Origin of the sequence: Amycolatopsis sp. M39, from assembly GCF_001651785.1 — a bacterium.
Classification (GTDB): Bacteria; Actinomycetota; Actinomycetes; order Mycobacteriales; family Pseudonocardiaceae; genus Amycolatopsis; species Amycolatopsis rubida.
In genome coordinates this window covers 279,262-301,750 of record NZ_LWSF01000002.1, presented here as the reverse complement: position 1 = coordinate 301,750, position 22,489 = coordinate 279,262, and the positions used below count along the sequence as shown (strand labels likewise).

18 protein-coding genes, 1 other RNA gene and 1 pseudogene are annotated in these 22,489 nt (G+C 69.2%); 16 read left to right on the top strand and 4 right to left on the bottom strand.

Going from position 1 to position 22,489, the window contains the following annotated elements; translation table 11 throughout:
• Positions 1-3 precede the first annotated feature (3 nt).
• A complete protein-coding gene (locus A4R44_RS06135) occupies positions 4-498 on the top strand; it encodes an ATP/GTP-binding protein (protein WP_067577164.1) in 495 nt (164 codons plus the stop codon).
• Between the two features lie 5 nt (positions 499-503).
• Positions 504-603, top strand: an RNA gene (gene ffs / locus A4R44_RS06130) — signal recognition particle sRNA small type.
• Positions 604-677: 74 nt separating this feature from the next.
• Here the strand turns inward: ffs and A4R44_RS06125 are convergent.
• Positions 678-1,487, bottom strand: a complete 810-nt coding sequence (locus A4R44_RS06125) for a spermidine synthase (protein ID WP_198545213.1) — start codon at positions 1,485-1,487, stop codon at positions 678-680.
• 87 nt (positions 1,488-1,574) lie between these two features.
• Here A4R44_RS06125 and A4R44_RS06120 point away from each other — a divergent pair, with 87 nt between their 5' ends.
• Positions 1,575-3,635, top strand: a complete 2,061-nt coding sequence (locus tag A4R44_RS06120) for a DNA polymerase III subunit gamma and tau (RefSeq protein WP_067577162.1) — start codon at positions 1,575-1,577, stop codon at positions 3,633-3,635.
• 43 nt (positions 3,636-3,678) lie between these two features.
• On the opposite strand, the gene A4R44_RS06115 is transcribed toward A4R44_RS06120, so the two are convergent.
• Together A4R44_RS06115 and A4R44_RS06110 are read right to left on the bottom strand one after the other, a co-directional pair.
• A complete protein-coding gene (locus tag A4R44_RS06115; protein WP_067577160.1) occupies positions 3,679-6,783 on the bottom strand; it encodes a TIM-barrel domain-containing protein in 3,105 nt (1,034 codons plus the stop codon).
• 105 nt (positions 6,784-6,888) lie between these two features.
• Positions 6,889-7,743: an N-acetylmuramoyl-L-alanine amidase gene (locus A4R44_RS06110; protein WP_232791514.1), complete on the bottom strand. Its 855-nt coding sequence runs from the start codon at positions 7,741-7,743 to the stop codon at positions 6,889-6,891.
• 103 nt (positions 7,744-7,846) lie between these two features.
• Here A4R44_RS06110 and A4R44_RS06100 point away from each other — a divergent pair, with 103 nt between their 5' ends.
• The gene (locus A4R44_RS06100) at positions 7,847-8,203 is read left to right on the top strand and encodes a YbaB/EbfC family nucleoid-associated protein (protein WP_067577153.1); all 357 of its coding nucleotides are present in this window, start codon (positions 7,847-7,849) and stop codon (positions 8,201-8,203) included.
• Between the two features lie 3 nt (positions 8,204-8,206).
• Complete coding sequence (gene recR / locus A4R44_RS06095) at positions 8,207-8,803, top strand: recombination mediator RecR (RefSeq protein ID WP_067577151.1); 597 nt, start codon at positions 8,207-8,209, stop codon at positions 8,801-8,803.
• Between the two features lie 357 nt (positions 8,804-9,160).
• On the opposite strand, the gene A4R44_RS06090 is transcribed toward recR, so the two are convergent.
• Positions 9,161-10,258 carry a UDP-N-acetylglucosamine 2-epimerase gene (locus tag A4R44_RS06090; protein WP_067577149.1) on the bottom strand — a complete coding sequence of 366 codons (1,098 nt, stop codon included), beginning with the start codon at positions 10,256-10,258 and terminating at the stop codon, positions 9,161-9,163.
• A gap of 86 nt (positions 10,259-10,344) precedes the next feature.
• On the opposite strand from A4R44_RS06090, the gene A4R44_RS06085 reads away from it, so the two are divergent.
• The 11 genes and pseudogenes from A4R44_RS06085 to A4R44_RS06035 all read left to right on the top strand — a co-directional run.
• Positions 10,345-11,364 carry a glycosyltransferase family 2 protein gene (locus A4R44_RS06085; RefSeq protein WP_067577147.1) on the top strand — a complete coding sequence of 340 codons (1,020 nt, stop codon included), beginning with the start codon at positions 10,345-10,347 and terminating at the stop codon, positions 11,362-11,364.
• Positions 11,361-12,644 (top strand): hypothetical protein, encoded by a 1,284-nt coding sequence (locus tag A4R44_RS06080; protein ID WP_067577144.1) that lies wholly within the window; start codon positions 11,361-11,363, stop codon positions 12,642-12,644. The genes A4R44_RS06085 and A4R44_RS06080 overlap by 4 nt, the downstream gene beginning before the upstream one ends.
• Positions 12,645-12,727: 83 nt before the next feature.
• On the top strand, positions 12,728-14,695 hold the full coding sequence (locus A4R44_RS06075) for a DUF6541 family protein (protein WP_067577142.1): 1,968 nt from the start codon (positions 12,728-12,730) through the stop codon (positions 14,693-14,695).
• A 6-nt stretch (positions 14,696-14,701) separates the two neighbouring features.
• Positions 14,702-15,445, top strand: a complete 744-nt coding sequence (locus tag A4R44_RS06070) for a glycosyltransferase family 2 protein (RefSeq protein WP_067577140.1) — start codon at positions 14,702-14,704, stop codon at positions 15,443-15,445.
• 11 nt (positions 15,446-15,456) lie between these two features.
• A complete protein-coding gene (locus tag A4R44_RS06065; protein ID WP_067577138.1) occupies positions 15,457-15,894 on the top strand; it encodes a DUF2304 domain-containing protein in 438 nt (145 codons plus the stop codon).
• A gap of 44 nt (positions 15,895-15,938) precedes the next feature.
• Positions 15,939-16,415, top strand: coding sequence for a uridine kinase (locus A4R44_RS06060; RefSeq protein WP_232791513.1), 477 nt, complete (start codon positions 15,939-15,941; stop codon positions 16,413-16,415).
• Between the two features lie 425 nt (positions 16,416-16,840).
• Positions 16,841-18,526 carry an ABC transporter substrate-binding protein gene (locus A4R44_RS06055; RefSeq protein ID WP_067577135.1) on the top strand — a complete coding sequence of 562 codons (1,686 nt, stop codon included), beginning with the start codon at positions 16,841-16,843 and terminating at the stop codon, positions 18,524-18,526.
• A gap of 87 nt (positions 18,527-18,613) precedes the next feature.
• Positions 18,614-19,615, top strand: a complete 1,002-nt coding sequence (locus A4R44_RS06050; RefSeq protein ID WP_067577133.1) for an ABC transporter permease — start codon at positions 18,614-18,616, stop codon at positions 19,613-19,615.
• Positions 19,612-20,547 (top strand): ABC transporter permease, encoded by a 936-nt coding sequence (locus A4R44_RS06045; protein WP_067577131.1) that lies wholly within the window; start codon positions 19,612-19,614, stop codon positions 20,545-20,547. The genes A4R44_RS06050 and A4R44_RS06045 overlap by 4 nt, the downstream gene beginning before the upstream one ends.
• 4 nt (positions 20,548-20,551) lie before the next feature.
• Positions 20,552-21,547 (top strand): ABC transporter ATP-binding protein, encoded by a 996-nt coding sequence (locus tag A4R44_RS06040; protein ID WP_067577129.1) that lies wholly within the window; start codon positions 20,552-20,554, stop codon positions 21,545-21,547.
• Positions 21,544-22,489: pseudogene (locus A4R44_RS06035) on the top strand (ABC transporter ATP-binding protein); the annotation flags it as partial. The gene A4R44_RS06040 and the pseudogene A4R44_RS06035, both read left to right, overlap by 4 nt.

Sequence of the window (22,489 nt, the reverse complement as noted above, 5' to 3'; positions counted from 1 at the left end):
CCCGTGAAGATTCTCGTGCTTGGCCCGGCCGGAGCCGGGAAAACGACGGCGGTGCGCGCCGTTTCGGAGATCGCGCCGGTACGCACCGACGCCGGTGCCACCACCGCGGCGCTCGACTTCGGCAGACTCGGCGAGGGCGAGCGGCGGCGGTACCTGTTCGGCGCGCCGGGGCAGGCCCGGTTCTGGTTCCGCTGGCCCGACCTCGTGCGGGGCGCGGACGCCGCGCTGGTGGTGGTCGATCCGCGGCGGATCGCGGACGCCTACCCGGTGCTCGACGCGGTCGAAGGGCTGCGGCTGCCGTTCGTGGTCGGGGTGAACTGCTTCGACGGGCTGCTCGTCCGCCCGCTGCACGACGTGCGCTGGGCGTTGACCGTGCGCGAGGGCATTCCGGTGCATCCCTTCGACGCCCGCGACCCGGCGTCGGTGCGGGAGGTGCTCGACCTGCTCCAAGCGGGCGTGGCCGAGGGGTCGCAGGAGCGGCAGCCGAGTCCGCTATAGTCGTCTGCGGGGACCCCCCGTGGCGTCCACCCTGTGAACTTCCCCAGGGCCGGAAGGCAGCAAGGATAAGCGGGCTCTGGCGGGTACGGGGGGAACCCGCTTTTTTTGCTGGTCCGGCGAAAAGCAGGCGGGCACGGACCGCGGCCGATCTGCACCAACGACGCAGTACGCCCGGGTCGCTAGAACAGGCCGAGGACGTCGTCCGGCGGCGTTGGCGAGGGCAGCGACTCCGCGTCGAGGACCGGCGCGGCCTTCCCCCGAAGCTGCCGCAGCTCATCCCCGTGCACCACCCGCGCCGGATACGGCGAAGACGCCGCGCGCCGGGTCAGCTCCGCGGTCGGCAGGTCGAGCCGCGAGGCGGCCAGCACGAGATTCCCGAATCGGCGGCCGCGCAGCACACTGGGTTCGGCCAGCAGAACGACATGCGGAAACACCTCCGCCAGCGTCGCGAGGAACCGGCGGGCGAACGGCAGGCCAGGACCGTCGGAGATGTTCGCCAGCATCGTGGCGCCCGGCCGCAGCACCCGGGCCACATCGGTGACGAACTCCACGGTCGCCAAGCCGCCGGCCAGCGTCGCGCGTTCGAAGGCGTCGATCACGATCAAGTCCGCGGTCGCGTCGTGCCTGCTGCGCACGCCCGCGCGGCCGTCCTCGATCCGTACCCGCAGCTTCGGGACGCTGCGCAGGTCAAGCTGTTCGCGGACCAGGTCGATCAGCGGCTCGTCGGCGTCGAAGACCAGCTGCCGCGAACCCGGTCGCGTCGCGGCGACGTAGCGCGGCAGGGAACAGCCCGCGCCGCCGACGTGCAGTGCGTCGAGCGGGCCGGGCGGAAGGAAATCGACCAGGTCGCCGAGCCGGCGCACGTAGTCGAACTCCAGGTTCGCCGGGTCGTCCAGATCGACGTAGGACTGCGCCACCCCGCCGACCGAAAGCATCCACGCGTTGGGCCGATCGGCGTCGCGCAGCAGCTCGGCGGTCCCGAACCGCACCGGGTAAGTGCCCGGCCGCGGGCCGCTCGGCGCACGGCCGCGACCGGAACGGGAGGGGCTCACCGTGCTCACTGTAGTCTCGGGCTCGTGGCTCTCGCGCTGTACCGGAAGTACCGTCCGGCGACCTTCGCCGAGGTCGTCGGCCAGGAGCATGTGACCGAACCGCTGCGCACGGCACTGGCCGCCGGGCGCATCAACCACGCGTACCTGTTCTCCGGGCCGCGCGGCTGCGGCAAGACGTCGAGTGCGCGGATCATGGCGCGCTCGCTCAACTGCGCCAAAGGCCCGACCCCGGATCCGTGCGGCGAGTGCAACTCGTGCCGCGCGCTCGCGCCGGAAGGCCCTGGCAGCGTCGACGTCACCGAACTCGACGCGGCCAGCCACGGCGGTGTGGACGACGCCCGCGAACTGCGGGACAAGGCGTTCTACGCGCCCGCCGAATCGCGCTACCGCGTGTTCATCATCGACGAGGCGCACATGGTCACGACGCAGGGCTTCAACGCCCTGCTGAAGATCGTCGAGGAACCGCCAGAGCACCTGATCTTCATCTTCGCCACCACCGAGCCGGACAAGGTGCTCACCACCATCCGCTCGCGCACGCACCACTACCCGTTCCGGCTGATCCCGCCGAGCTCGATGCGGGAGCTGCTGGAGCGCAACGTCGCCGCCGAGGGCGCGACGGTCGAACCGGCGGTGTACCCGCTGGTGATCCGCGCCGGCGGCGGTTCGGCTCGCGATACCCAGTCGGTGCTGGACCAGCTGCTCGCCGGGGCCGGTCCGGAAGGCGTCACGTACCCGCGGGCGGTGTCGCTGCTGGGTGTCACGGACACCGCGCTGATCGACGCGGTGATCGACGGACTCGCGAACGACAATCCGGGCGAAGTGTTCGGCACCGTCGAGAAACTCGCCGACGCCGGACACGACCCGCGCCGTTTCGCCACCGACCTGCTCGACCGGCTGCGCGACCTGCTGCTGATGCGCGCGGTCCCGGAAGCGGGCGAACGCGGCCTGGTCGCCGCGCCGGACGACGAGCTGAAGCGGATGACCGAGCAGGCCGAGAAGCTCGGCCCGGCCACGCTGTCCCGCTACGCCGACATTGTCCATAGTGGACTTCTTGAGATGCGCGGCGCGACGTCGCCGCGGCTCGTGCTCGAACTGCTCTGCGCGCGGATGCTGCTGCCGTCGGTCACCGAGGCGGAGAAAGCCTTGCTGGCGCGGATCGAACGGCTTGAGCGGCGACCGGCTGGCGCACCCGCGCCGGCTGGTCCCGCCGCTGCCCCGGCTCCCGCGCCTCATGCCGGTCCCGCGCCTGCCCCGGCCGCTTCCACTGCTCCGGCGGAGGCTCCCGCCCGGTTCCAGCGGCCTTCGCAGCGTCCGGCCCAGGAAGCTCCCGCCGCACGTCCGGCGGCCGAAGAACCGGCGCGTCCGGAGGCCAGCCGTCCGGCTCCTGTCGAACCGCCTGCCCCGGCTGCGGCCGCGCCTGCTCCCGCGCCGGAGGCTCCGGCCGCTCCGACCGCTCCGGCGGCGGAGGAAGCCCCGGCCGCGGGCGGGATCGACGCGGCCAAGGTGCGCGAGAAGTGGCCGCAGCTGCTGGCGTCGCTGCGGAAGTTCACCGGCGGGCGCGCGCTCGAAGCCATGCTCACGCAGGCGACGGTCGCCGAAGTCGACGGTTCGGCGGTCACGCTGACGCACAAGTCCGAACCGCTTGCCCGGCGGCTGAGCGACCAGGGCAACGCGAGCAAGATCGCGGCCGGGCTGAGCGAGGTGCTCGGCGGCGAATGGCAGGTCCGCTGCGTGCACGGCGCGGCCGCGGCTGCCGCTCCGGCTCGACAGGCTCCTCGGCAGCAACCGGCGGCACCGGCTCCGGAACGGTCGTTCACGCGTCCGTCCGCGACTGCCCAGCCCCCGGCGGCCGCCGCGCCTGCGGCCCCGCCGAAGCCCGCGGCGGAAGCGCCGAGCCGCCCGCGCGTCACCACGAGCGAACCGGACATCCCGCTCCCGCCCGAGCCTTCGGACGAGGACGACGACATCTACTCCGAGGACTCCAGCCCGGTCCCGCCGCCGCCTCCGCCGCCCGCGGAGGAAGACCCGGAGCAGATCGCCCGCAAGCTGCTGTCGGATCACCTTGGGGCACGTCCGCTGGACTAGTGGCGTCGTGAGTGTTGATCACGGTTCTAACCGCGATCAACACTCACGACACCAGCCGCACACTCACCGGATGCGACGTCGGCGACGTTCGCACGGTCACAGTCCGCGCCGCGGCGTCCCAGGTCCAGCTTCCACTGCGCCGACCGTCCACGTACACCGCGGCTGGCTTGGCGGCATTGGTGAACCGGACGGTCCAAGCGCGCTGCGTGGGCCCGATCGCGAGCGTTGCCGAGTGGGCATTTTCGGTGTAGCGCACCGCAGTTGTGGACCGCTCCTCCCGGAGAGCGAACGCGCCGTTGTGGCCGCCAGCCACCGTGACGGTCGCGGCGGTAAGCGGATCGTGCGCGTCACCAGCGACATTTCCGCTGCGGGTGACCAGGATCCCGCCCGAGCGCACGAACACCGGCATCGTGTCCCAGCCCGTGGTGATCTGCGCGGTGCTGCCGCCGCGATAGGTCTTGCCGCTGAAGTAGTCCGTCCAGTCGCTGCCCGGCGGGAACCAGACGCTCGTGGTCGCCGTGGTGCCCGGGCTGGTCGCCGGAGCCACGAGGACGTCCGGGCCGTACAGGTATTCCCCGCCAGCCTGGGCGTACGCCTCCTGCTGGTCCGGATATTGCAGGTACAGCGGCCGCACGATCGGCATTCCCGTCGCGGTGGCCTGCTGCGCGAGCGTGTACGTGTACGGCACGAGATTCTCGCGCAGGTTAAGGAATTTAGTCGCTGACGTGTCCGCGGCGGCTCCGTACTGCCAGGGCAGCCGGTCGCTGTGGTTGGAGTGCAGCCGGTCGATCGGCTGGAACGTCCCGAGCTGCACCCAGCGCGCGTACAGATCGTCCGGCAGCTTCGTGCTGCCCGGTTCCGTGCCCGGCTGCTGCGATCCGCCGGTGTGGCCGCCGATGTCGTGGCTCACCGAAGCCAGGCCGGTCGCCGCGGATTCGCCGGGGGTGTAGCCGACCTCGAAGGCCAGCGTGGCCCAGTCGGAAATGGTGTCGCCGGTGAAGTGCAGCGTGGTGCGCTTGTCCGCCCACGGACCGGTCGGCACGGCGGTCGGCGAACTGTATCCACCGGCTTGCAGCGAACCGTAGGCGCGGGAAAACGCGAAGCCGCCGTGCTCCGCGTACTGCTGGTTGATCCACGCGTCCGGGGTGACGCCGGCAAGACTGGATTTCGAGGCGTCGCAACACCAATCGAGCCACCAGACGTCGTTACCCTGCTGTTCCATCGTCCGGTGCAGGTCGAAGTAGGCGCGCAACTGGTCGGGGTCGCCGAAATCGAAGACGTAGCAGTCTTTTCCGCAGCTGGGCTGGAGTTTGCCCTTCGCGGTCGCCTGCGCCGCCGGGAACTGCGGGTCGTCGCCGCGGATGCTCGGGTGGATGTTCAGCGACGTGTGCAGGCCCTGGTCGTGTGCCCACTGGAAGAATGCCTTCGGGTCGGGGAATCGGGTCGGGTCGATTTCCCATCCGTTCCACCGGTCCGGCGATTTGAAGTCGGTGTCGACGACGAGCATGTCGAGCGGCACGTGCTGCTCTCGGAACTTCGGTATGATCGTTTGCTCGAAGTCGGCGGCTGTGCGGTCGTAGTACTCGGAATACCAGACGCCGTAAGCCCAGCGGGGCAGCAGCCGAGACGGTCCGGTCAGCTGGGCCAGTTCCCGCAGCGCTTGGCCGTAGTTCTGGCCGTAAGCGAAGACGTATCCATCCTGGTAGTTCTCGCTGCTGGGCCGCTGGGTGACGACCTTGGTGCGTGGGTCGTACAGCGCCGACGCGGTGTCGTCGAGGAGTGACCAGCCGTCCTGGTAAAGGATTCCGGGTGCGGAGACCGCACTTCCGTCGACACCGTCGAGGCCGCGTCGATAACCGCCGAGTGGCGCGTGCGGGGCGAGCAACACCGAATGCGCGGGGGTGACGGCGACGGTGTCGAGGTTGACGTGGCAGTTCGAGTCCGGACAGGACAGTGTGACGGTGTTGGTGCCAGCCTTGAGCTGCACCGGGATTGCCTTGGTGCGCCACGAATTCCAGCTGCTGGTCGACGCCAGGGTCAGGTTGGCGGAGGTACCGCCGGCTTGGAGGGTCAGCGAGGTCGGCTGGGTTTGGCCGGAAACAGCGGTCGCGTCGGCGTAGCGCAGCTGCAGATCGTAGGCGCCATCGGCGGGGACACCGGTGATCGTCAACGCGTCTGAAGCGCCGGATCGCTCCATGCCCGCGAGGAAAGCTTTGCCGGAGTGGCCGTCGTGGTCGCTGGCCGGGTGCGCGCCGCCGGACAGCGCGCCTTGCTCGGCCTCGCAGAGGACACCGAACGCGCACGGCGTCGGCGCGGGCGGCACGGGTTGCGGGTACGCGGCATCGGTGTTGACCAGGGCGAGGCTGTCGATATTGACGTTGCCCGAGTCGGCGGTGCCACGCTTGACGGTCACCTGGTGCTCTCCCGCGGGCAGTGTGATCGGCACGGTCGCGAGGGTCCAGGTGTCCCAGTCAGCGGTAGCCGGAAGGGTGACGACCCGCGCGTTCGCACCGTCCACGAGGACGCTGAGAGTGCGGGTCGTGTGCTGCCCGTCGCCGCCGGTTCCGTTGGCGTAGCGCAGATCCAGCTGGTGATCACCGGGAGCGGTGGCGCGGAAGGACAGGCTGTCGCCGGGGTTGGCGAAGCCCGCCGCGAAACCATCACCGGTGTAGCCGCGGTGGTCGCTGGCCGCGCCTGGGCCGTTGAGCCGCAGTTGTTCGGCCTCGCAGAGGGTGGTGAACGCGCAGACCGGAGCCAGCCTGCCCGCCCACGGCCGCGCGGTGACGTCCTGGCCGCCGGTACGCAGCCGGACGGTGAGGTTGTTGTCGGAAAACGCGCCCGAGCCGAGCTGGTAGCGCAACTGGACGGCGCTGGTCCGGATGGTCAGCCAGCCATCGCGTTTTGTCGCGGTGTAAGGAGTTTTAGGGAAGCTGCCGCGGCCGATCGCGTTGAACGTGCCAGCGTCGACGAACTTGGCGTCACCCGCGTACTCGGTGCGGATGAGCGTCGGCGACAGGACTTCGAACCGCGCTGGCCCGGCGGTCACCGACTGTGGAGCGGCCTCGGCGACTCCTGTCGACACGAGAGTGCCCGCCATGGCTGTCACGGCGAACAGCCGTACCAGTCGTCCTCGGAGTGAAGTTGCCACCGGCGCCTCCTCGACAGGTCCCCAGCGACGGTAAGTCGGGACCGATCAAGGGAGAAGACGGTGTCCGGTGTTCTGTCCGCTCAGTAGCCCTTTCGGCTCTCTGCGTCAGGCACCGGCCAAGTACGCCTCGATCGCCTTCGCTATGGCCTGCGCGTAGTGCGCCCGGCCCGCCGCGGACGACATCTGCCCGGCCTCGTCGGCGTTGCGCATGTTGCCGCATTCGACGAGCACGGTCGGCCGGGTCGACAGGTTGAGCCCGCCCAGATCATTCCGCGGCGAAAGGCCCGCCGAGCCGATGTAAGTGGAGGTGGCGAAGCCGTCGTCGCGGATTCCGTCGCGCATGGTGCGTGCCAGCTTCAGCGACGGTTCGCCCTGCGCCGCGTTCAACGGCGGTGCCGAGTACGCGACGTGGAAGCCGTGCGCGGTCGGCGATGTGGAGCCGTCGGCGTGGATCGAGACCACTGCGTCGGCACTCGCGTCGTTGCCGATCTTCGCGCGTTCGTCGACGCACGGGCCGACGCCGGAGTCGTTCTGCCGCGTGTAGACGACCTTGATTCCCTTGGCCGCCAACGCATTCCCGACCTCCTGCGCGACGGTGAAGGTGAACGCGTGCTCCGGGTACCCGGCGTTGGTCGACGTGCCGGTGGTGTTGCACGGCTTCATCTGCCCACGCCCGGCGGGCACCTTCCGGTTGATCTCGCCGGGGTGCGCGGCGTTGCCGCCGTTGTGGCCGGGATCGAGGACCACGACCTTGCCCGAGCCGACCGGCGGCACCGCGGACGTCGAAGGCGGCCTCGACGACGAGGACGGCGGCAATGGCGGGCTGGAAGACGACAGGCTCGGGGTCGCTGAGCTCGGCGACGTCGGCGCAGCGGCCGGTGAGGGAGGCGTCTCGCCGCCGCCGGAACACGCTGTGAGCAGCAGCAGGCCGGTCAGCAGCGGGAGTGTCTTCGCTCGCACGCGACAACGGTGCCACAGCACACGCGTGCCGCGGGGACGGACGCGCCGGGCTCGCGGCTAGGCTGGGGAGGAACACCCAAACGCGGAAGGACCGAGTGCGATCATGGTGCAACCCGGCGGCGGCGGCTTCGACCTGTCGCAGATCATGCAGCAGGCCCAGCAGATGCAGCAGAAGCTGGTGGAGGCCCAGGAGGAACTCGCCAACACCGAGGTCACCGGCACCGCGGGCGGTGGCCTGGTCACCGCGACGGTGTCCGGCGACAGCCAGTTGAAGAGCCTCGTCATCGACCCGAAGGTGGTCGACCCGGACGACGTCGAAACCCTGGCCGACCTGGTGGTCGCCGCGGTGCGTGACGCGTCGGCGAGCGCGCAGAAGCTCACCGAGCAGAAACTGGGCCCGCTGGCGGGCGGCCTCGGCGGCGGCATGCCGGACCTCGGCAGCCTCGGCTTCGGCGGCTGACACTTGTACGAAGGTGTCGTCCAGGACCTGATCGACGAACTCGGGCGGCTGCCCGGCGTCGGTCCGAAGAGTGCCCAGCGCATCGCGTTCCACCTGCTGGGCGCCGACCCCGCGGACATCGCGCGGCTGCAGGACGTGCTGGGCAAGGTCAAGGAAGGCGTGCAGTTCTGCGAGATCTGCGGCAACGTCTCGGAACAGGAAACGTGCCGGATCTGCCGCGACGAACGCCGCGACCTCACGATGATCTGCGTGGTCGAGGAGCCGAAGGACGTGCTGGCGGTCGAGCGGACCCGTGAGTTCAAGGGCCGCTACCACGTCCTCGGCGGCGCGCTGGACCCGCTGTCCGGCATCGGCCCGGAGCAGTTGCGGATGCGAGAACTGCTGAAGCGCATCGGCGAGGCGGACGTCCGGGAGATCATCATCGCGACCGACCCGAACACCGAGGGCGAGGCGACGGCGACGTATCTGGTGCGGATGCTGCGCGATTTCCCCGGGCTGTCGGTGACGCGGCTGGCGTCGGGGCTGCCGATGGGCGGGGATCTTGAGTTCGCGGACGAGCTGACTTTGGGACGCGCGTTGTCCGGGCGGCGCGCGCTGTAATGACCTGGGCGGACCCCTGTCCAGACCCGGCTCTGGCCGACGACGGAGTTCGTGAATCTCCTGGATTGCATCGAGCGGCCGCGCACGCGGTACGGCGAGGATCTGACCGGCGCGATCATGCTCACCGTGTCCGGGGGTAGTGATCTTCTTTCCCGGACCAGCCGCTGGATCTCGCGCTGGACCGGATGCCGCGAGGGCTGGTTCGGATCACCGTCAGCGGAAGCGATTTTCGCCGGACATCGGTGGCTGGGGAAGAGGACCTGCTGTCGGCACTGGTCGCCGGGGGCTTCAGTTCTTCGAGAAGATGGCTGAGCTGGTCCAGATTTTCTGCGTCCGGGACATCCGGTTGCTCAGCGGTCAGCAATAACCCAGCTGTGCCAACGAGTTCACCACGATGTCCGACGGGTGGTACTTGTCCGTCCAGGACTCCCGGCGACGATTCTGGTACGTGTCCAGGAACTCCCGCAGCCGGTCCCCGCGCAGTTCGGTCAGGACGACGTTCCCGCCGATTCCCACGTGCCGTTCGGTGCGGGCCCGGTGGACCGCGCACGGCAGGCCCAGGTATCCGCATTCCTCCTGCAACCCGCCGGAGTCGGTGACCACGTACTCGGCTCGCGCGACCAGCGGCAGGAACTTCAGGTACCGCATCTTCGGCTGCGCGAGGAACTTGTCGTCGAACAGGTTGGCCAAGCCCAGCGCACGAATCTTCTCCCGCTCTGGTGTGCCGGCCAGGTACAGGACCGGCATCTTGCGGCTCTGCGCGCGCAGGATTTCCAGTACCTCACGGTACTTGTCCGCGCGTGACACCAGTTCGAACCGGTGCAGCGTCGCCAGGCCGAACTTCTCCGGCAGGCCCGGCACGTCCAGCGGCTGGTCGACGACCTGGCGCATCGAGTCGATCGCCGTGTTCGCCTCGGTGTTCACCACGACGCCGCGGGCGCCCCGCAGGTTGTGCACCTCGCGCTCGCTCGGCGAGAAGTGGATGTCCACGAACTTCCCGGCGATCTTGCGGTTCAGTTCCTCCGGCAGCGGCGACAGGATGCTGCCCGACCGCGTGCCCGCTTCGATGTGCCCGACACGGGCCTTCAGGATCTTCTTGCCGATCAACGCCCCGTACGGCGTGGTGAACGTGTCGCCGTGCACCAGCACGAGCGGCGGGCGGCCGTCCGCGGTCAGCTGGGCGCGGAGTTCCGCGCGGCGGCTCCACGCGGTGCGCATGACCTGCGCGGCCCAGCCGGGCACCTGCGCCGGAGAGTCGAGGTCGCGCGCCTGCGCACGAGGCACGAACCACACATCCGGTTCCGGCAGCCGCAGATCGGACAGAACGTCGGCGACCTCGTCCACGTGCTGTGCGGTGAACCAGAGCTTCGGCGTCGCTGCGCGCTCGGCGATCCGGTGGAAGACCGGCGCGATCTTGATCAGTTCCGCGGTGGTGCCTGCGATGAAGGAGATCACCGTGGATGCCCAATCAACAGAGGGTTAGCGACGGCGGCAAGGATACTGGGCATTCCCGCCGGTCAAGTGCAGGGTAGCCTCGCCGCGTGAGTGCTCACCCGCTCCTTCCGTCGCTCAGCGTCGTGATCCCGGTCTGCAATGAGCAGGAGTGGATCGAACGCAGCGTGGGCGCGCTGATCGCCTCCGCCGAGGCGGCCCGGTGGCCGGTCGAGGTGCTCGTCGTGGACGACGGGAGCACCGACGGCACGCCCGAAAAGCTTGCCCGGCTGCACGAGGAACACGGCATCACGGTGCTGACCCAGCCCAACGGCGGCCGGTTCGAGGCCCGCCGCGCCGGGATGGCGAAGGCCTCCGGCGACTGGCTGATGCTGCTGGACAGCCGGGTCATCGTCGACGCGGGCAGCCTCGCCTTCCTGCGCGAGCAGCTGGTCGAGCACCCGGAGCGCGCGGTCTGGAACGGCCACATCCACGTCGCCTCCGAGCGCAATCCCTACGCGGGCTTCATGTCCGGCCTCGTCGCCGTCGGCTGGCGGCGGTACTTCGCGGACCCGAAGCTGACGTCGTTCGGCATCGAGGAGTTCGACGTCTACCCCAAGGGCACCACGTTCTTCTGTGCGCGCCGCGACCTGCTGGAGGGGGCGGCGGCCGCGTTCGCATCGCTGTTCGACGACGTCCGGCTCGCCAGCGACGACACCCGGATGCTGCGCTGGATCGCCGAACGCTCGCGGATTTTTCTGGCCCCGCAGTTCTCCGCGATCTACCACGGACGCGATTCGTTTCAAAAGTTCTACGCTCAGTCATTCTTTCGGGGGACGACCTATGTGGATTCCTACCTAAATTCACCCGGTCCAGCGAGAAACGCGTTATTTTGTTCGCTCGCTGTAGGCGTGATAGGTGCCGGGCTGGCGGTGAAAATGCCGAAGACTACGGCCTCGCTCGGTGTGGCCGGAAGCGTCGCGGCCGCCGCGGTGGTGAAGAAGTGCGGCGCCACGAACGCCGAGGCACGCGCGGTCAGCACCCTGCTGCCGGTCTTCGCGGCCGGCTTCGGCTCGGGGGTGTTTCGCGGGTTGTACCTCGCGCTGCGCGCACGGTTGCGGCGTCGATGAGCGTGCCCGGAGTCGTCCGCGACACCCGCCGCACCGCGGGCAAACTCGGCGGTTCGCTGATCGCGTCGATCATCCTCGGCTACGTCCTCACCGTCGCTTGCGCGCGGCTTCTCCCGCCCGACCAGTACGCCACGTTCGTCACCTTCTGGGGCCTGCTGATGGGCCTCGGCAGCGCGCTTTCCCCGCTTGAGCAGGAACTTTCCCGGCAGTCCGCGGTGGCCGCGCTCACCGGCGGCCTCGCCGGCCGGGGTGCGCTCCGGGCCGTCGCCACCGCCGCCGCGGCGGCCGCCGCGTTCGGGCTCGCGCTGCTCGTCCCGCCGGTCAACGACCGGCTTTTCCCCGGCACCGGGGAACTCGCCCTCGTCGTGCTGGCCGGCGGCGTCGCGTTCGCCTGCCAGTTCGGCATTCGCGGGGTGCTGATCGGGCAGCACCAGGTGAAGCACTTCGCCTGGCTGGTGGTCGCCGAACCGGCGGTTCGCGCGCTGGTACTGGGCCTGCTGGTCCTTGCGACGGCCTACCAGCTGGTCCCGTTGGCGCTGGCGGTCGCGGCGGGTTCGTTCGCCTGGCTGCTGTTCGTCCGCCAGGGCTGGCGGCTGCTCGACGTCCGGGCCGAGGGCGACGGCTGGCCGGTGACCGTCCGCCGGATGCTGATGCTGCTGCTCGGTGCCGCGCTCACGGCGAGCGTCATCACCGGATATCCCGCGCTGGTCGGCCTGCTCGCCCCGGGCGGCGACCGCGACCGGCTCGGTGCGGTCTTCGCCGCGCTGGTCATCGCGCGGTTGCCGTTGACGCTGGTCGGGCCGGTGCAATCGCTTGCGGTGCCGTTCGTCGTACGGCTTTCCACGAGCGAGGCCGGACGGCACCGGTTGCGTCGCGTGCTGCTGCTCGGCACGTTCGCCTCGCTCGCGCTGGCCGCGCTCGGCGCGCTGGTCGGCCTGCTGCTCGGCCCGTGGGCGGTGGAGTTTGTCTACGGTGCCGGCTACCAGGTGGACGGTTGGGCGGTCGCCGGGCTCGCCTGGTCCTCGGTGCTGCTGGTGCCCATGCAGTTGCTCACCGCCGTGCTCGTCGCGCGCGCCCAGGCCAAGCGCGTGTTGATCACCTGGGCGGTGGTCGCGGCCACGGCTTCGGTGCTGCTGTTGGCAGTGCCCGGGGACACCGTGTTTCGTGCGGTCGTCGCACTCGCCGCCGCGCCAATGACCGGCCTCGCGGTTGTGCTCGCATTCGTTCTCGCCAATTCGCCGGCGAGGGCAACTCGCCACTCCGATGAAAGATCGGAATAGCGCCGCAGTAGTGTGACTTCGCAGCCTCCGGCATCGGTGCGCGGCGAAGGCAAAATGGTGCTCACGGTTGGAACGCGAATTCGATGAACGTTCTTCTGGTGCTGCTCGCATTCTGGGTGCCCGGGCTCGTCTTCGGGGCTGCCGTCCGGTTGCGCGGATGGACTCTCGCGGCCACCGCGCCTCTGCTCACCTTCGGAGTCGTCGCGCTCGGCGTCCCGGTGCTCGGCGGGCTCGGCATCCGCTGGACGATGCTCGCCGTCGCGCTCTGGACGCTGGTGCTCGCGATCGCCGGCTTCGGGCTGGCGTTCGCCGTGCGACGGCTGCGCGCGCGCCGCCATCCGGACTGGACGGTCGAGGAACTTCCGAAGCTCCCGCTGCGCGACCACGTCGTGATGGCGGCAGGCGTGGCCGCGGGCCTTGCCGTCGGCGCGGTCGCTTTTCTGCGCGGCACCAACGGGATCAACACCGTCCAGCAGGGCTGGGACGCGCCGTTCCACGGCAACCTGATCCGCTGGATCGCCGAACACGGCGACGCCCGGCCGTCCACCGTGGGCACGATCGCGAACCTGCCCGACCAGACGAACTACTTCTACCCGGACACCTACCACGCGCTGCTTTCGCTGGTCTTCGGCAAGGGCGGGCTGACCATGATGCCCACGCTGAACCTGGCCGCGCTGGCGGTGATTTTCACCGTGCCGGTCGGCGTCGCGGCACTGTGCCGGGTGTGGGGCATGCCTGCGCTGGGCACCGCCGCGGCCGCCGCGGTCACCACGTGGTTCAGCGCGTTCCCGTACGACTCGCTGTGGCGCGGTCCGCTGTGGCCGTACGTCGCGGGCGTCGCGCTGATCCCGGCGATGCTCGTGCTCGCGCGGTACCTGCTGAAGCCGGACGGCATCGCGGGCCCGGTCGCGCTCGGAGTCGGCGTCGCTGGACTGTGCGGCCTGCACACCAGCCTCGTGTTCGTGCTCGGCGGGTACTTCCTGCTCATCCTGCTCGCGGTGCTGCTGCGCTACGAGAAGATCGAATGGCGGCGCAGCGCGCCTTCGCTGATCGCGGCCGTCGGGCTGGCGATCGCGCTCGGCGTGCCCCTCGTGCTGCCGTCGCTGTACAACGTGAGCGGGGTGACGAGTGCGCACTGGCCGCCGGAGGCGACCGTCGCCGGCGGCCTCGGCGAGACGCTGACCTTCTCCCCGATGTCGCAGTTCCCGCAGTGGTGGGTCGGCGTGCCCGCGTTCATCGGCATCGTGCTGATGGTGCGGCATCGGCGGATGTTGTGGCTGGTCGGCGCGTACGTCGTGTTCGGCGGCCTGTTCCTGGTCACCGTGTCGCTCGAATCGAACCTCGTGCGGTCGGTCACGAGCGTCTTCTACAACGACCACTGGCGGATCGCCGCGCTTGTGCCGCTCGCCGGCGCCGTGGCCTTCGGCGAGTTCACGCACACCTTCGTCGCCTGGCTGGTCCGCACGACGCAGCCCCGGGTGAAGCTCAAGCCGGTCGCGCTCACCGGCGTCGCCGTGCTGCTGCTGGCCGTGGTGCTCGGCGGGCTGAGCGGGGGCGGCTACGCCGGACGCAACGCGGAGCGGATGGCGGCCAACTACAAGGACGGCCCCACGGTGTCCAAAGGGGAGGAAGCCGCGTACGCCTGGCTCGCGCAGCACACCGAGCCCGGCGAACGCGTGATGAACAACAAAGCCGACGGTTCGGCGTGGATGTACGCGCTGTCCGGTGTGACACCGGTCGAGTGGAACTTCTACGGTGCCGAGCCGGGCACCGAAGCCGGGTACCTGAGCGCGTGGGTCGACCAGGTCGGCGAGAACCCGCGGGTCCGAAAGAACCTCACCGACCTTGGCGTGCGCTACGTCATCCAGGGCAAAGGGCTGGCCGGCTCCGGCACCGCGATCCAGTCGGCCGGCGTGGCCCGGATCGCCGAGGGCCCGATGTTCCGGGTCGTCTTCCGCAACGCGGACGCGACGATCTACCAGATCACCGGCCAGTCCGAGGCCGCCGGTTCCGCCGCCGTGCCCGGGACCCGCGTCCCGCGGGGGAAGTGAGCGGCGATGACGACACCTGTGCGCACCCGCCGCGTGCTGATCGTGATCCCGGCCTTCAACGAGCAGGACAGCGTCTCGTCGGTGCTCGCCCAGATCAAGCGGTCGCTGCCCGGCATGGACATGCTGGTCGTCGACGACGGTTCGCTCGACCGCACCGCCGAACTCGCCCGCGAGGCGGGAGCCAGGGTGGTCCGGCTGTCGGTGAATCTCGGCGTGGGCGGCGCGATGCGCACCGGGTTCCGTTACGCCGTCTCGCGCGGCTACGACGCCGTGGTCCAGGTCGACGCCGACGGACAGCACGATCCGGCCGAGGTCGGCGCGCTGCTGCGGCTGCTCGACGAGGGGGCCGACCTCGCGATCGGCTCCCGGTTCGCGGGCAAGGGCTCGTACCGGGCCGTCGGTCCGCGCAGGTACGCGATGGCCGTCCTGTCGCTGGTGTTCAGCAAGCTGGCCGGGACCAAGCTCAGCGACGTCACGTCCGGGTTCAAGGCGATGGGACCGCGCGCGATCCGGCTGTTCGCCGCCGGCTACCCGGCCGAATACCTCGGCGACACGATCGAGGCTCTCGTGCTGGCGATCCGGGCGAAGCTCGCGATCGCGGAAACCCCGGTCCTGATGCGGGAGCGGGCGGGTGGCGCGCCGAGCCATTCGCCGGTGAAATCCGCCGTTTACCTGGGCCGCGCGGGGCTGGCGCTGCTGCTGGCGCTGGTCCGCCGCCGTCCGTCCGCCGATTCTTCCGACGCCGGGTAAGGAGGCCCTCCATGGCAGGTTGGCGGGTACTGAGCATCGTCATCGCGTGTCTCGTGCTGTTCGTCGTCATCGAGATGATGCGGCGGCGCAAGCTGCGCGAGAAGTACGCTGGCATCTGGCTCGTGGTGGCCATCGGCGTCGTGATCCTCGCGGTGGTGCCGGCGGTGGCGAACTTCGTGGCGCACCTGACGGGCGTGGAGACCCCGTCGAACTTCGTCTTCTTCCTGTCCGGAGTGGTCCTCGCAATGGTTTCGCTGCAGCTTTCGACCGAGGTCGGGCACCTGGAGGAAGAGGTGCGGACCGCGGTCGAGGAGACCGCGTTGCTGCGCTGCGAGCTGGAAGACGCTCAGCGCGACCTCGAAGCGCGCATCGCCGAACTGGATAAGCGCACGACCGCGCCGGACACTGTGGACGGCCTTCCCGAAGCGAGGCCGGCACGCGTTCGCTGATCTCCGCGCTGCTCGCCGCGCCGTCCCGGCTCGGCGGTGTTCGAGTGCTCGCCATCGACGGTCCGTCTGGAGCCGGGAAGTCCACTCTCGCCGCCGAGACGGTCGAAGCTCTCGGCTCGCGTGCCGCGCTGGTCAGCACGGATGCCTTCGCCACCTGGGACGACCCCGTCGCGTGGTGGCCGCGACTGGAGGACGGAGTGCTGACGCCGCTGGCACAAGGCCTGCCCGGCGAGTATCGGCGGATGGACTGGACCTCCGGCACTCCGCGTCCCGGCGAGCTGGTGCGCGTCGAGGTTCCCGAGGTACTGGTGCTGGAGGGGGTGTCGAGCGGACGCCGCGCGCTGCGGTCGCGGCTGTCGTGGCTGTGCTGGATCGAGGGCGGCACCGAGACTGAACGGTTGTCCAGGGCAGTCGCCCGGGACGGCGAGACGGCGCGTGCCGAACTGCGCCGCTGGCAGTTGTTCGAGCGCGGCTGGTTCGCCGTCGACGGTACCCGGGAAGCCGCGGACCAGCTGGTCTGAACAACCGGAATCCTGGCTCGACATCGTTTACGGCAGGCGAAACGGCTATTGCGCGGAATGTGCGAGCGCCGGGTACTCGTGTGCATTCGGGCCGTTTCAGCGTCCTTCGCGGGCAACTCCAAAGGCCCTCCGGAGGGGTTCCGGAACATCCACGGCACCCGGAACGGACAACCCGGGCGGTTAGGCCAACCGGGTGAGCAAACCGCCACTCAACGTACCAAACCGGCGGTTTTCGCTACGCTGCGCGCATAATTGCCGACACATTGCACTCAATTTGGGCCTTACGTAGCGCGATCGTAACCTCACGTGCTTAAGCGGAGGCCGAGTTCCCGCTAGTGTCACCGAACACACCGATCGCACTGGTCTTCCCGAACTGACCGCCGACGGTGCATTTCGAGACACCGAACATTCCCAAGGGGTGCCAGATGCAGCAATTGCGGCTGACCCGAACACGCCGGGCAGCTCTGATCGGGCTGGCGGGCGCGCTCGCGGTCTCGCTGTCCGCGTGCGCGGAATCGAAGCGGGACGAGGCCGGAGGCGGTGGGTCCGGGGGCACCATGGTCTTCGGCAACACCGGCAACCCGAAGGTGTTCGACCCGATCTTCGCCGACGAGGGCGAGACGCTCCGGATCACCCGGCAGATGCTGGACACGCTGATCCAGAACAAGCCGGGCACCGCGGACCTGGCCCCGTCGCTCGCCACGAAGTGGACGTCGAGCAACGAAGGCAAGACCTGGACCTTCGACCTCAAGCAGGGCGTGAAGTTCAGCGACGGCACCCCGTTCGACGCCAAGGCGGTCTGCTTCAACTTCGACCGCTGGTACAACATGAAGGGCGCCACCGCCCAGAGCCAGATGATCTACTACGGCGATGTCTGGGGCGGCTTCGCGCACAACGAAGGCATCACCAAGGGCGAACCGCTCTACAAGAGCTGCGAAGCCAAGGACGACCACACCGCGGTTCTCAACCTGACCCGCGCGAAGGGCGCCTTCCCGGCCGCGTTCACCCTGCCGTCGTTCGCGATCCAGAGCCCCACCGCGCTGAAGAAGTACAACGCGGACAAGGTCACCGGCTCCGGCACCTCGATCACGTACTCCGAGTACGCCTACAAGCACCCGACCGGCACCGGCCCGTTCAAGTTCGAGAGCTGGGACCAGGGCAACGGCCAGATCACCTTGGTGCGCAACGAAACCAGCACGATGCCGGCGCCGGCGAAGCTGGACAAGCTCGTGTTCAAGGTGATCCCGGACGAGAACGCCCGCAAGCAGGCGCTCAAGGCGGGCGACATCAACGGGTACGACTTCCCGGCCCCCGCCGACTACGGCCTGCTGCGCAACGACGGCGAGCAGGTGCTGATCCGCCCGTCGTTCAACCTGCTCTACCTTGGCATCAACCAAAAGGGCAACCCGCTGCTCAAGGACGTGCGGGTGCGCAAGGCGCTGGCCTACGGCATCAACCGCGAGCAGTTCGTCCGCTCGAAGCTGGCCGAGGGTTCCGAGGTCGCGACCGAGTTCGTGCCGAAGGCGATCTCCGGCTACACCGACGACGTCACCAAGTACCCGTACAACCCGACCATGGCCAAGCAGCTGCTGAAAGAAGCAGGCGCCGAGGGCATGACGCTGAAGTTCTACTACCCGACCGAGGTCACCCGGCCCTACATGCCGAACCCGGCCGACACCTACACCGCGATCTCCGAGGACCTGAAGGCCATCGGCGTCAACGTGCAGCCGGTCGCCGAGTCGTGGAACGGCGGGTACAAGGACGACGTGCAGCAGAACGGCAAGCAGGACATCCACCTGCTCGGCTGGACCGGTGACTACAACGACGCGGGCAACTTCGTCGGCACCTTCTTCGGCCGCCCGAAGCCGGAATTCGGCCTTGAGGACACCGACGTCTTCAACACGCTCGCCGCGGCGGACGCTTCGCCGGCGGGCGAGGCGCACACCAAGGCGTACCAGGACGCCAACAAGAAGATCATGGACGTCCTGCCCGCCGTTCCGATCGCCTACCCGACNTACCCGACGCCGGCGATCGTGGTCGGCCCGAAGATCAAGGGCGTGGTGGCCAGCCCGCTCACCGACGAACGCTTCAACAACGTCACGATCGGCTGACGTGCTCCGCTGAGCAGCCAGGCCAAGGGCAGGTGCTACCGCGCCTGCCCTTGGCCTCGTTCCCGGGCTGTACACAAAGGACTACTCGTGCTCCGTTTTCTCGTGCGTCGGCTGCTACAAGCGATCCCGACGCTGCTCATCCTGTCCATCCTGGTGTTCGCCTGGTTGCGCTCACTCCCCGGCGGGCCCGCGTCCGCTCTGCTCGGGGACAAGGCGACTCCGGAAAAACTGGCGAACCTGAACCACGTGCTCGGCCTCGACCAGCCGATTTTCGTGCAGTACTTCAAATTTCTCGGCCGCGCGATCACCGGCGACTTCGGCAGTTCGCTCGTGTCGTCGCGGCCGGTGATGTCGGAAATCGGCACGTTCCTTCCGGCCACCATTGAATTGGGCATCACCGCGATGATCATCGCCGTGGTGCTCGGGATCTCGTTCGGCTACCTGGCGGCCCGGTTCCGCGGGCAGATCGTCGACAACGTCATCATCGTGCTGACCCTGGTCGGCGTCGCGGTGCCGATCTTCTTCCTCGGCTACATGATGCAGGACCTGCTTTCCACGCCGCTTGGCTTGCCGTCGCAGGGCAGGCAGGCACCGGGCATCGACGCCACCGTCGTCACGCATTTCGCCATTCTCGACGGAATGATGACCGGCGAATGGGACGCGGTGTGGGATGCGATCAAGCACCTCATTCTTCCCGCGCTCGCGCTCGCGACCATTCCGCTCGCGGTGATCACCCGGATCACCCGTGCGTCGGTGCTCGACGTGCTCAACGAGGACTTCATCCGCACCGCGAACTCGAAGGGCCTCACCCAGCCCGTGGTCCGCCAGCGGCACGTGCTGCGCAACGCGCTGCTGCCGGTGGTCACCACGATCGGCCTGCAGACCGGCGCGCTGCTCGGCGGCGCAGTGCTGACCGAGCGAGTGTTCAACTTCCGCGGCCTCGGATTCCTTCTCGCCGAAGGGATCGACAAGCGGGACTACCCGCGGCTGCAGGCGCTGCTGCTTCTCGGGGCACTGGTCTACGTGCTCGTGAACATGCTCGTGGACATTTCTTACGGGCTCATCGACCCGAGGGTGCGTGTGCGGTGAACACTCTGCTGAACAAGAAGAAAGAGCCGATCGACAAGCTCGCCGCGGCGTCGGCGGGCGGGCGCAGCCTCGGCGCCGAGGCGCTGCGCCGGATGCTGCGCAGCCCGGTGGCCATCGTCGGCGGCGTGATCATCCTGCTGTTCCTGCTGCTGGCGATCTTCGCGCCGCTGCTCGCGCCGAAGGACCCGCAGGTCCGGTATTTGCAGGACAAGGTCATCCTCGGCCGGGGCATCATTCCCGGCGCCCAGCCCGGGTTCCCGCTCGGTGTCGACGATTTCGGCCGCGACTTCCTGTCCCGGCTGCTCATCGGGGCACAGCAGACCCTGCTGGTCGGCGTGCTCGCCACGGTGATCGGCGTGCTCATCGGTGCGCTCATCGGCGGGCTCGCGGGCGCCTTCGGCGGCTGGGTCGACACCGTTCTCATGCGCGTGGTCGACGTGCTGCTGGCGTTTCCCTCGCTGCTGCTGGCGATTTCGATCGCGTCGTTGTTCGCGAAGCCGAGCCAGTGGACGGTGATCCTCGCCGTTTCGATCATCGGCGTGCCGATTTTCGCCCGGTTGCTGCGCGGTTCGATGCTCGCCCAGCGCGAGGCGGACCACGTGCTGGCGGCGACGTCGCTCGGCGTGAAACGGACGACGATCGTGTTCCGGCACATGCTGCCGAACTCGCTCGGCCCGGTGATCGTGCAGGCGACGCTGACCCTGGCGACCGCGATCCTGGAGGCCGCGGCGCTGTCGTTCCTCGGCCTCGGCGACCCGGACCCGACCCGCGCGGAGTGGGGATTGATGCTGGGCAACGCTTCCCAGCACTTCCTCGACATCCGGCCCGAGCTGGCCTACTACCCGGCGATCGCGATCATCATCGTGGCGCTCGGGTTCACGCTGCTCGGCGAGTCCCTCCGCGAAGCCCTCGACCCGAAGAACCGGCGGTGACCCCGTGGCACTTCTCGAAGTCCGCGACCTGAAGGTCGTGTTTCAGCGCCGCGGCGAGCGTCCGTTCACCGCGGTCGACGGCGTGAGTTTCGACGTCGAACCCGGCCAGACGGTCGGGCTGGTCGGCGAGTCCGGCTGCGGCAAGTCGGTGACCTCGCTCGCGATCATGCGGCTGCTCGCCAAGCGCGGCAACACCGTCAGCGGTTCGGTGCGCTTCGAGGGCACCGACCTGCTGACCCTGCCCGACCGCGAAATGCGCGACCGGCGCGGCCGCGATCTCGGCATGGTGTTCCAGGACCCGCTGTCCTCGCTGAACCCGGTGATCCCGATCGGGCTGCAGATCACCGAGGTGCTGGAGCGTCACCGCGACATGCCGCGCAAGAAGGCGCGGATCGAAGCGGCGGAACTGCTCGACAAGGTCGGCATTCCCGACCCGGCGCGGCGGCTTTCCGAGTACCCGCACCAGCTTTCCGGCGGGATGCGCCAGCGCGCGCTGATCGCGATCGCGCTGGCCTGTCGTCCGCGGCTGCTCATCGCGGACGAGCCGACCACTGCGCTCGACGTGACGATCCAGGCGCAGATCCTCGCCCTGCTGCGGGAACTGGTGCAGGACACCGGAACCGCGCTGGTGATGATCACGCACGACCTCGGCGTCGTCGCCGGGCTCTGCGACGAGGTCAACGTGCTCTACGGCGGCCGGATCGTGGAGCGCCAGGAACGGCATTCGCTGTTCGCGCAGCCTCGGCATCCGTACACGCACGGCCTGCTGGCCTCGATCCCGCGGCTCGACGAGGGCCGCGGCGAGAAGCTGGTGCCGATCCGCGGTTCGGTGGCCGACAACATCCCGTGGGACGGCGGCTGCGCCTTCGCACCGCGCTGCCCCAACGCGGTACAGGCCTGCCTGGAGAATTCGCCGGAGCTGGTTCCCGACCGGAACGGCTTGCTGCGCTGCCACAACCCGGTGCAACCCGCCGTGGCGGCAGGAGGAGGAACCCGATGACGGTGGCGAACACCGACGAGATGCTGCTCGAGGTCACCGACCTCAAGGTGCACTTCCCGATCAAACGCGGCGTCATCGTGGACCGCACGGTGGGCCACGTGTTCGCGGTGGACGGGGTCGACCTGTCGATCCGCCGCGGCGAAACCTACGGCCTGGTCGGCGAATCCGGCTGCGGCAAGTCGACGCTCGGCCGCGCGATCCTGCGGCTCAACGAACCGACCGACGGCAAGGTCGTGTTCGACGGCACCGACGTCGCGCAGCTCAAGGGCGAGCAGCTGCGCAAGGCGCGGCGGCGGATGCAGATGGTGTTCCAGGACCCGATGTCGAGCCTGGACCCGCGCCAGTCGGTCGAATCGATCCTCGTCGAGGGCATGCGAGCGCACGGGCTCGACAAGGACAAGGAATCGACCGCGAAACGGCTGCGCGAGCTGCTGAGCGCGGTCGGTCTTCCGGAGACCTCGCTGCGGAAGTACCCGCACGAGTTCTCCGGCGGTCAGCGCCAGCGCATCGGCATCGCGCGGGCGCTCGCGGTGGAGCCGGACCTGATCGTCGCCGACGAACCGGTCTCCGCGTTGGACGTTTCGGTGCAGGCGCAGGTGGTGAACCTGCTGGAGGATCTGCAGGACGAGCTCGGTCTCACCTACCTGGTGATCGCGCACGACCTCGCGGTGGTCCGGCACATCTCCGACCGGATCGGCGTGATGTACCTCGGCGCGCTGGTCGAGGAAACGACGTCGGAGCAGCTGTACCAGGACCCGCTGCACCCCTACACGCGGGCGCTGCTCTCGGCGATNCTCGGCGATCCCGGTGCCGGATCCGGTGGTGGAGGACAGCCGCGAGCAGATCCTGCTCGCCGGCGACCTTCCCTCGCCGGCCAATCCGCCGTCGGGCTGCCGGTTCCACACGCGGTGCCCGTGGAAGCAGGAAAGCCTGTGCGACACC

Coding starts and splice junctions, on each gene's coding strand:
- A4R44_RS06075 (WP_067577142.1), top strand. CDS start 12,728: ATGAACGTTCTTCTGGTGCTGCTCGCATTCTGGGTGCCCGGGCTCGTC.
- A4R44_RS06070 (WP_067577140.1), top strand. CDS start 14,702: ATGACGACACCTGTGCGCACCCGCCGCGTGCTGATCGTGATCCCGGCC.
- A4R44_RS06080 (WP_067577144.1), top strand. CDS start 11,361: ATGAGCGTGCCCGGAGTCGTCCGCGACACCCGCCGCACCGCGGGCAAA.
- A4R44_RS06065 (WP_067577138.1), top strand. CDS start 15,457: ATGGCAGGTTGGCGGGTACTGAGCATCGTCATCGCGTGTCTCGTGCTG.
- A4R44_RS06100 (WP_067577153.1), top strand. CDS start 7,847: ATGGTGCAACCCGGCGGCGGCGGCTTCGACCTGTCGCAGATCATGCAG.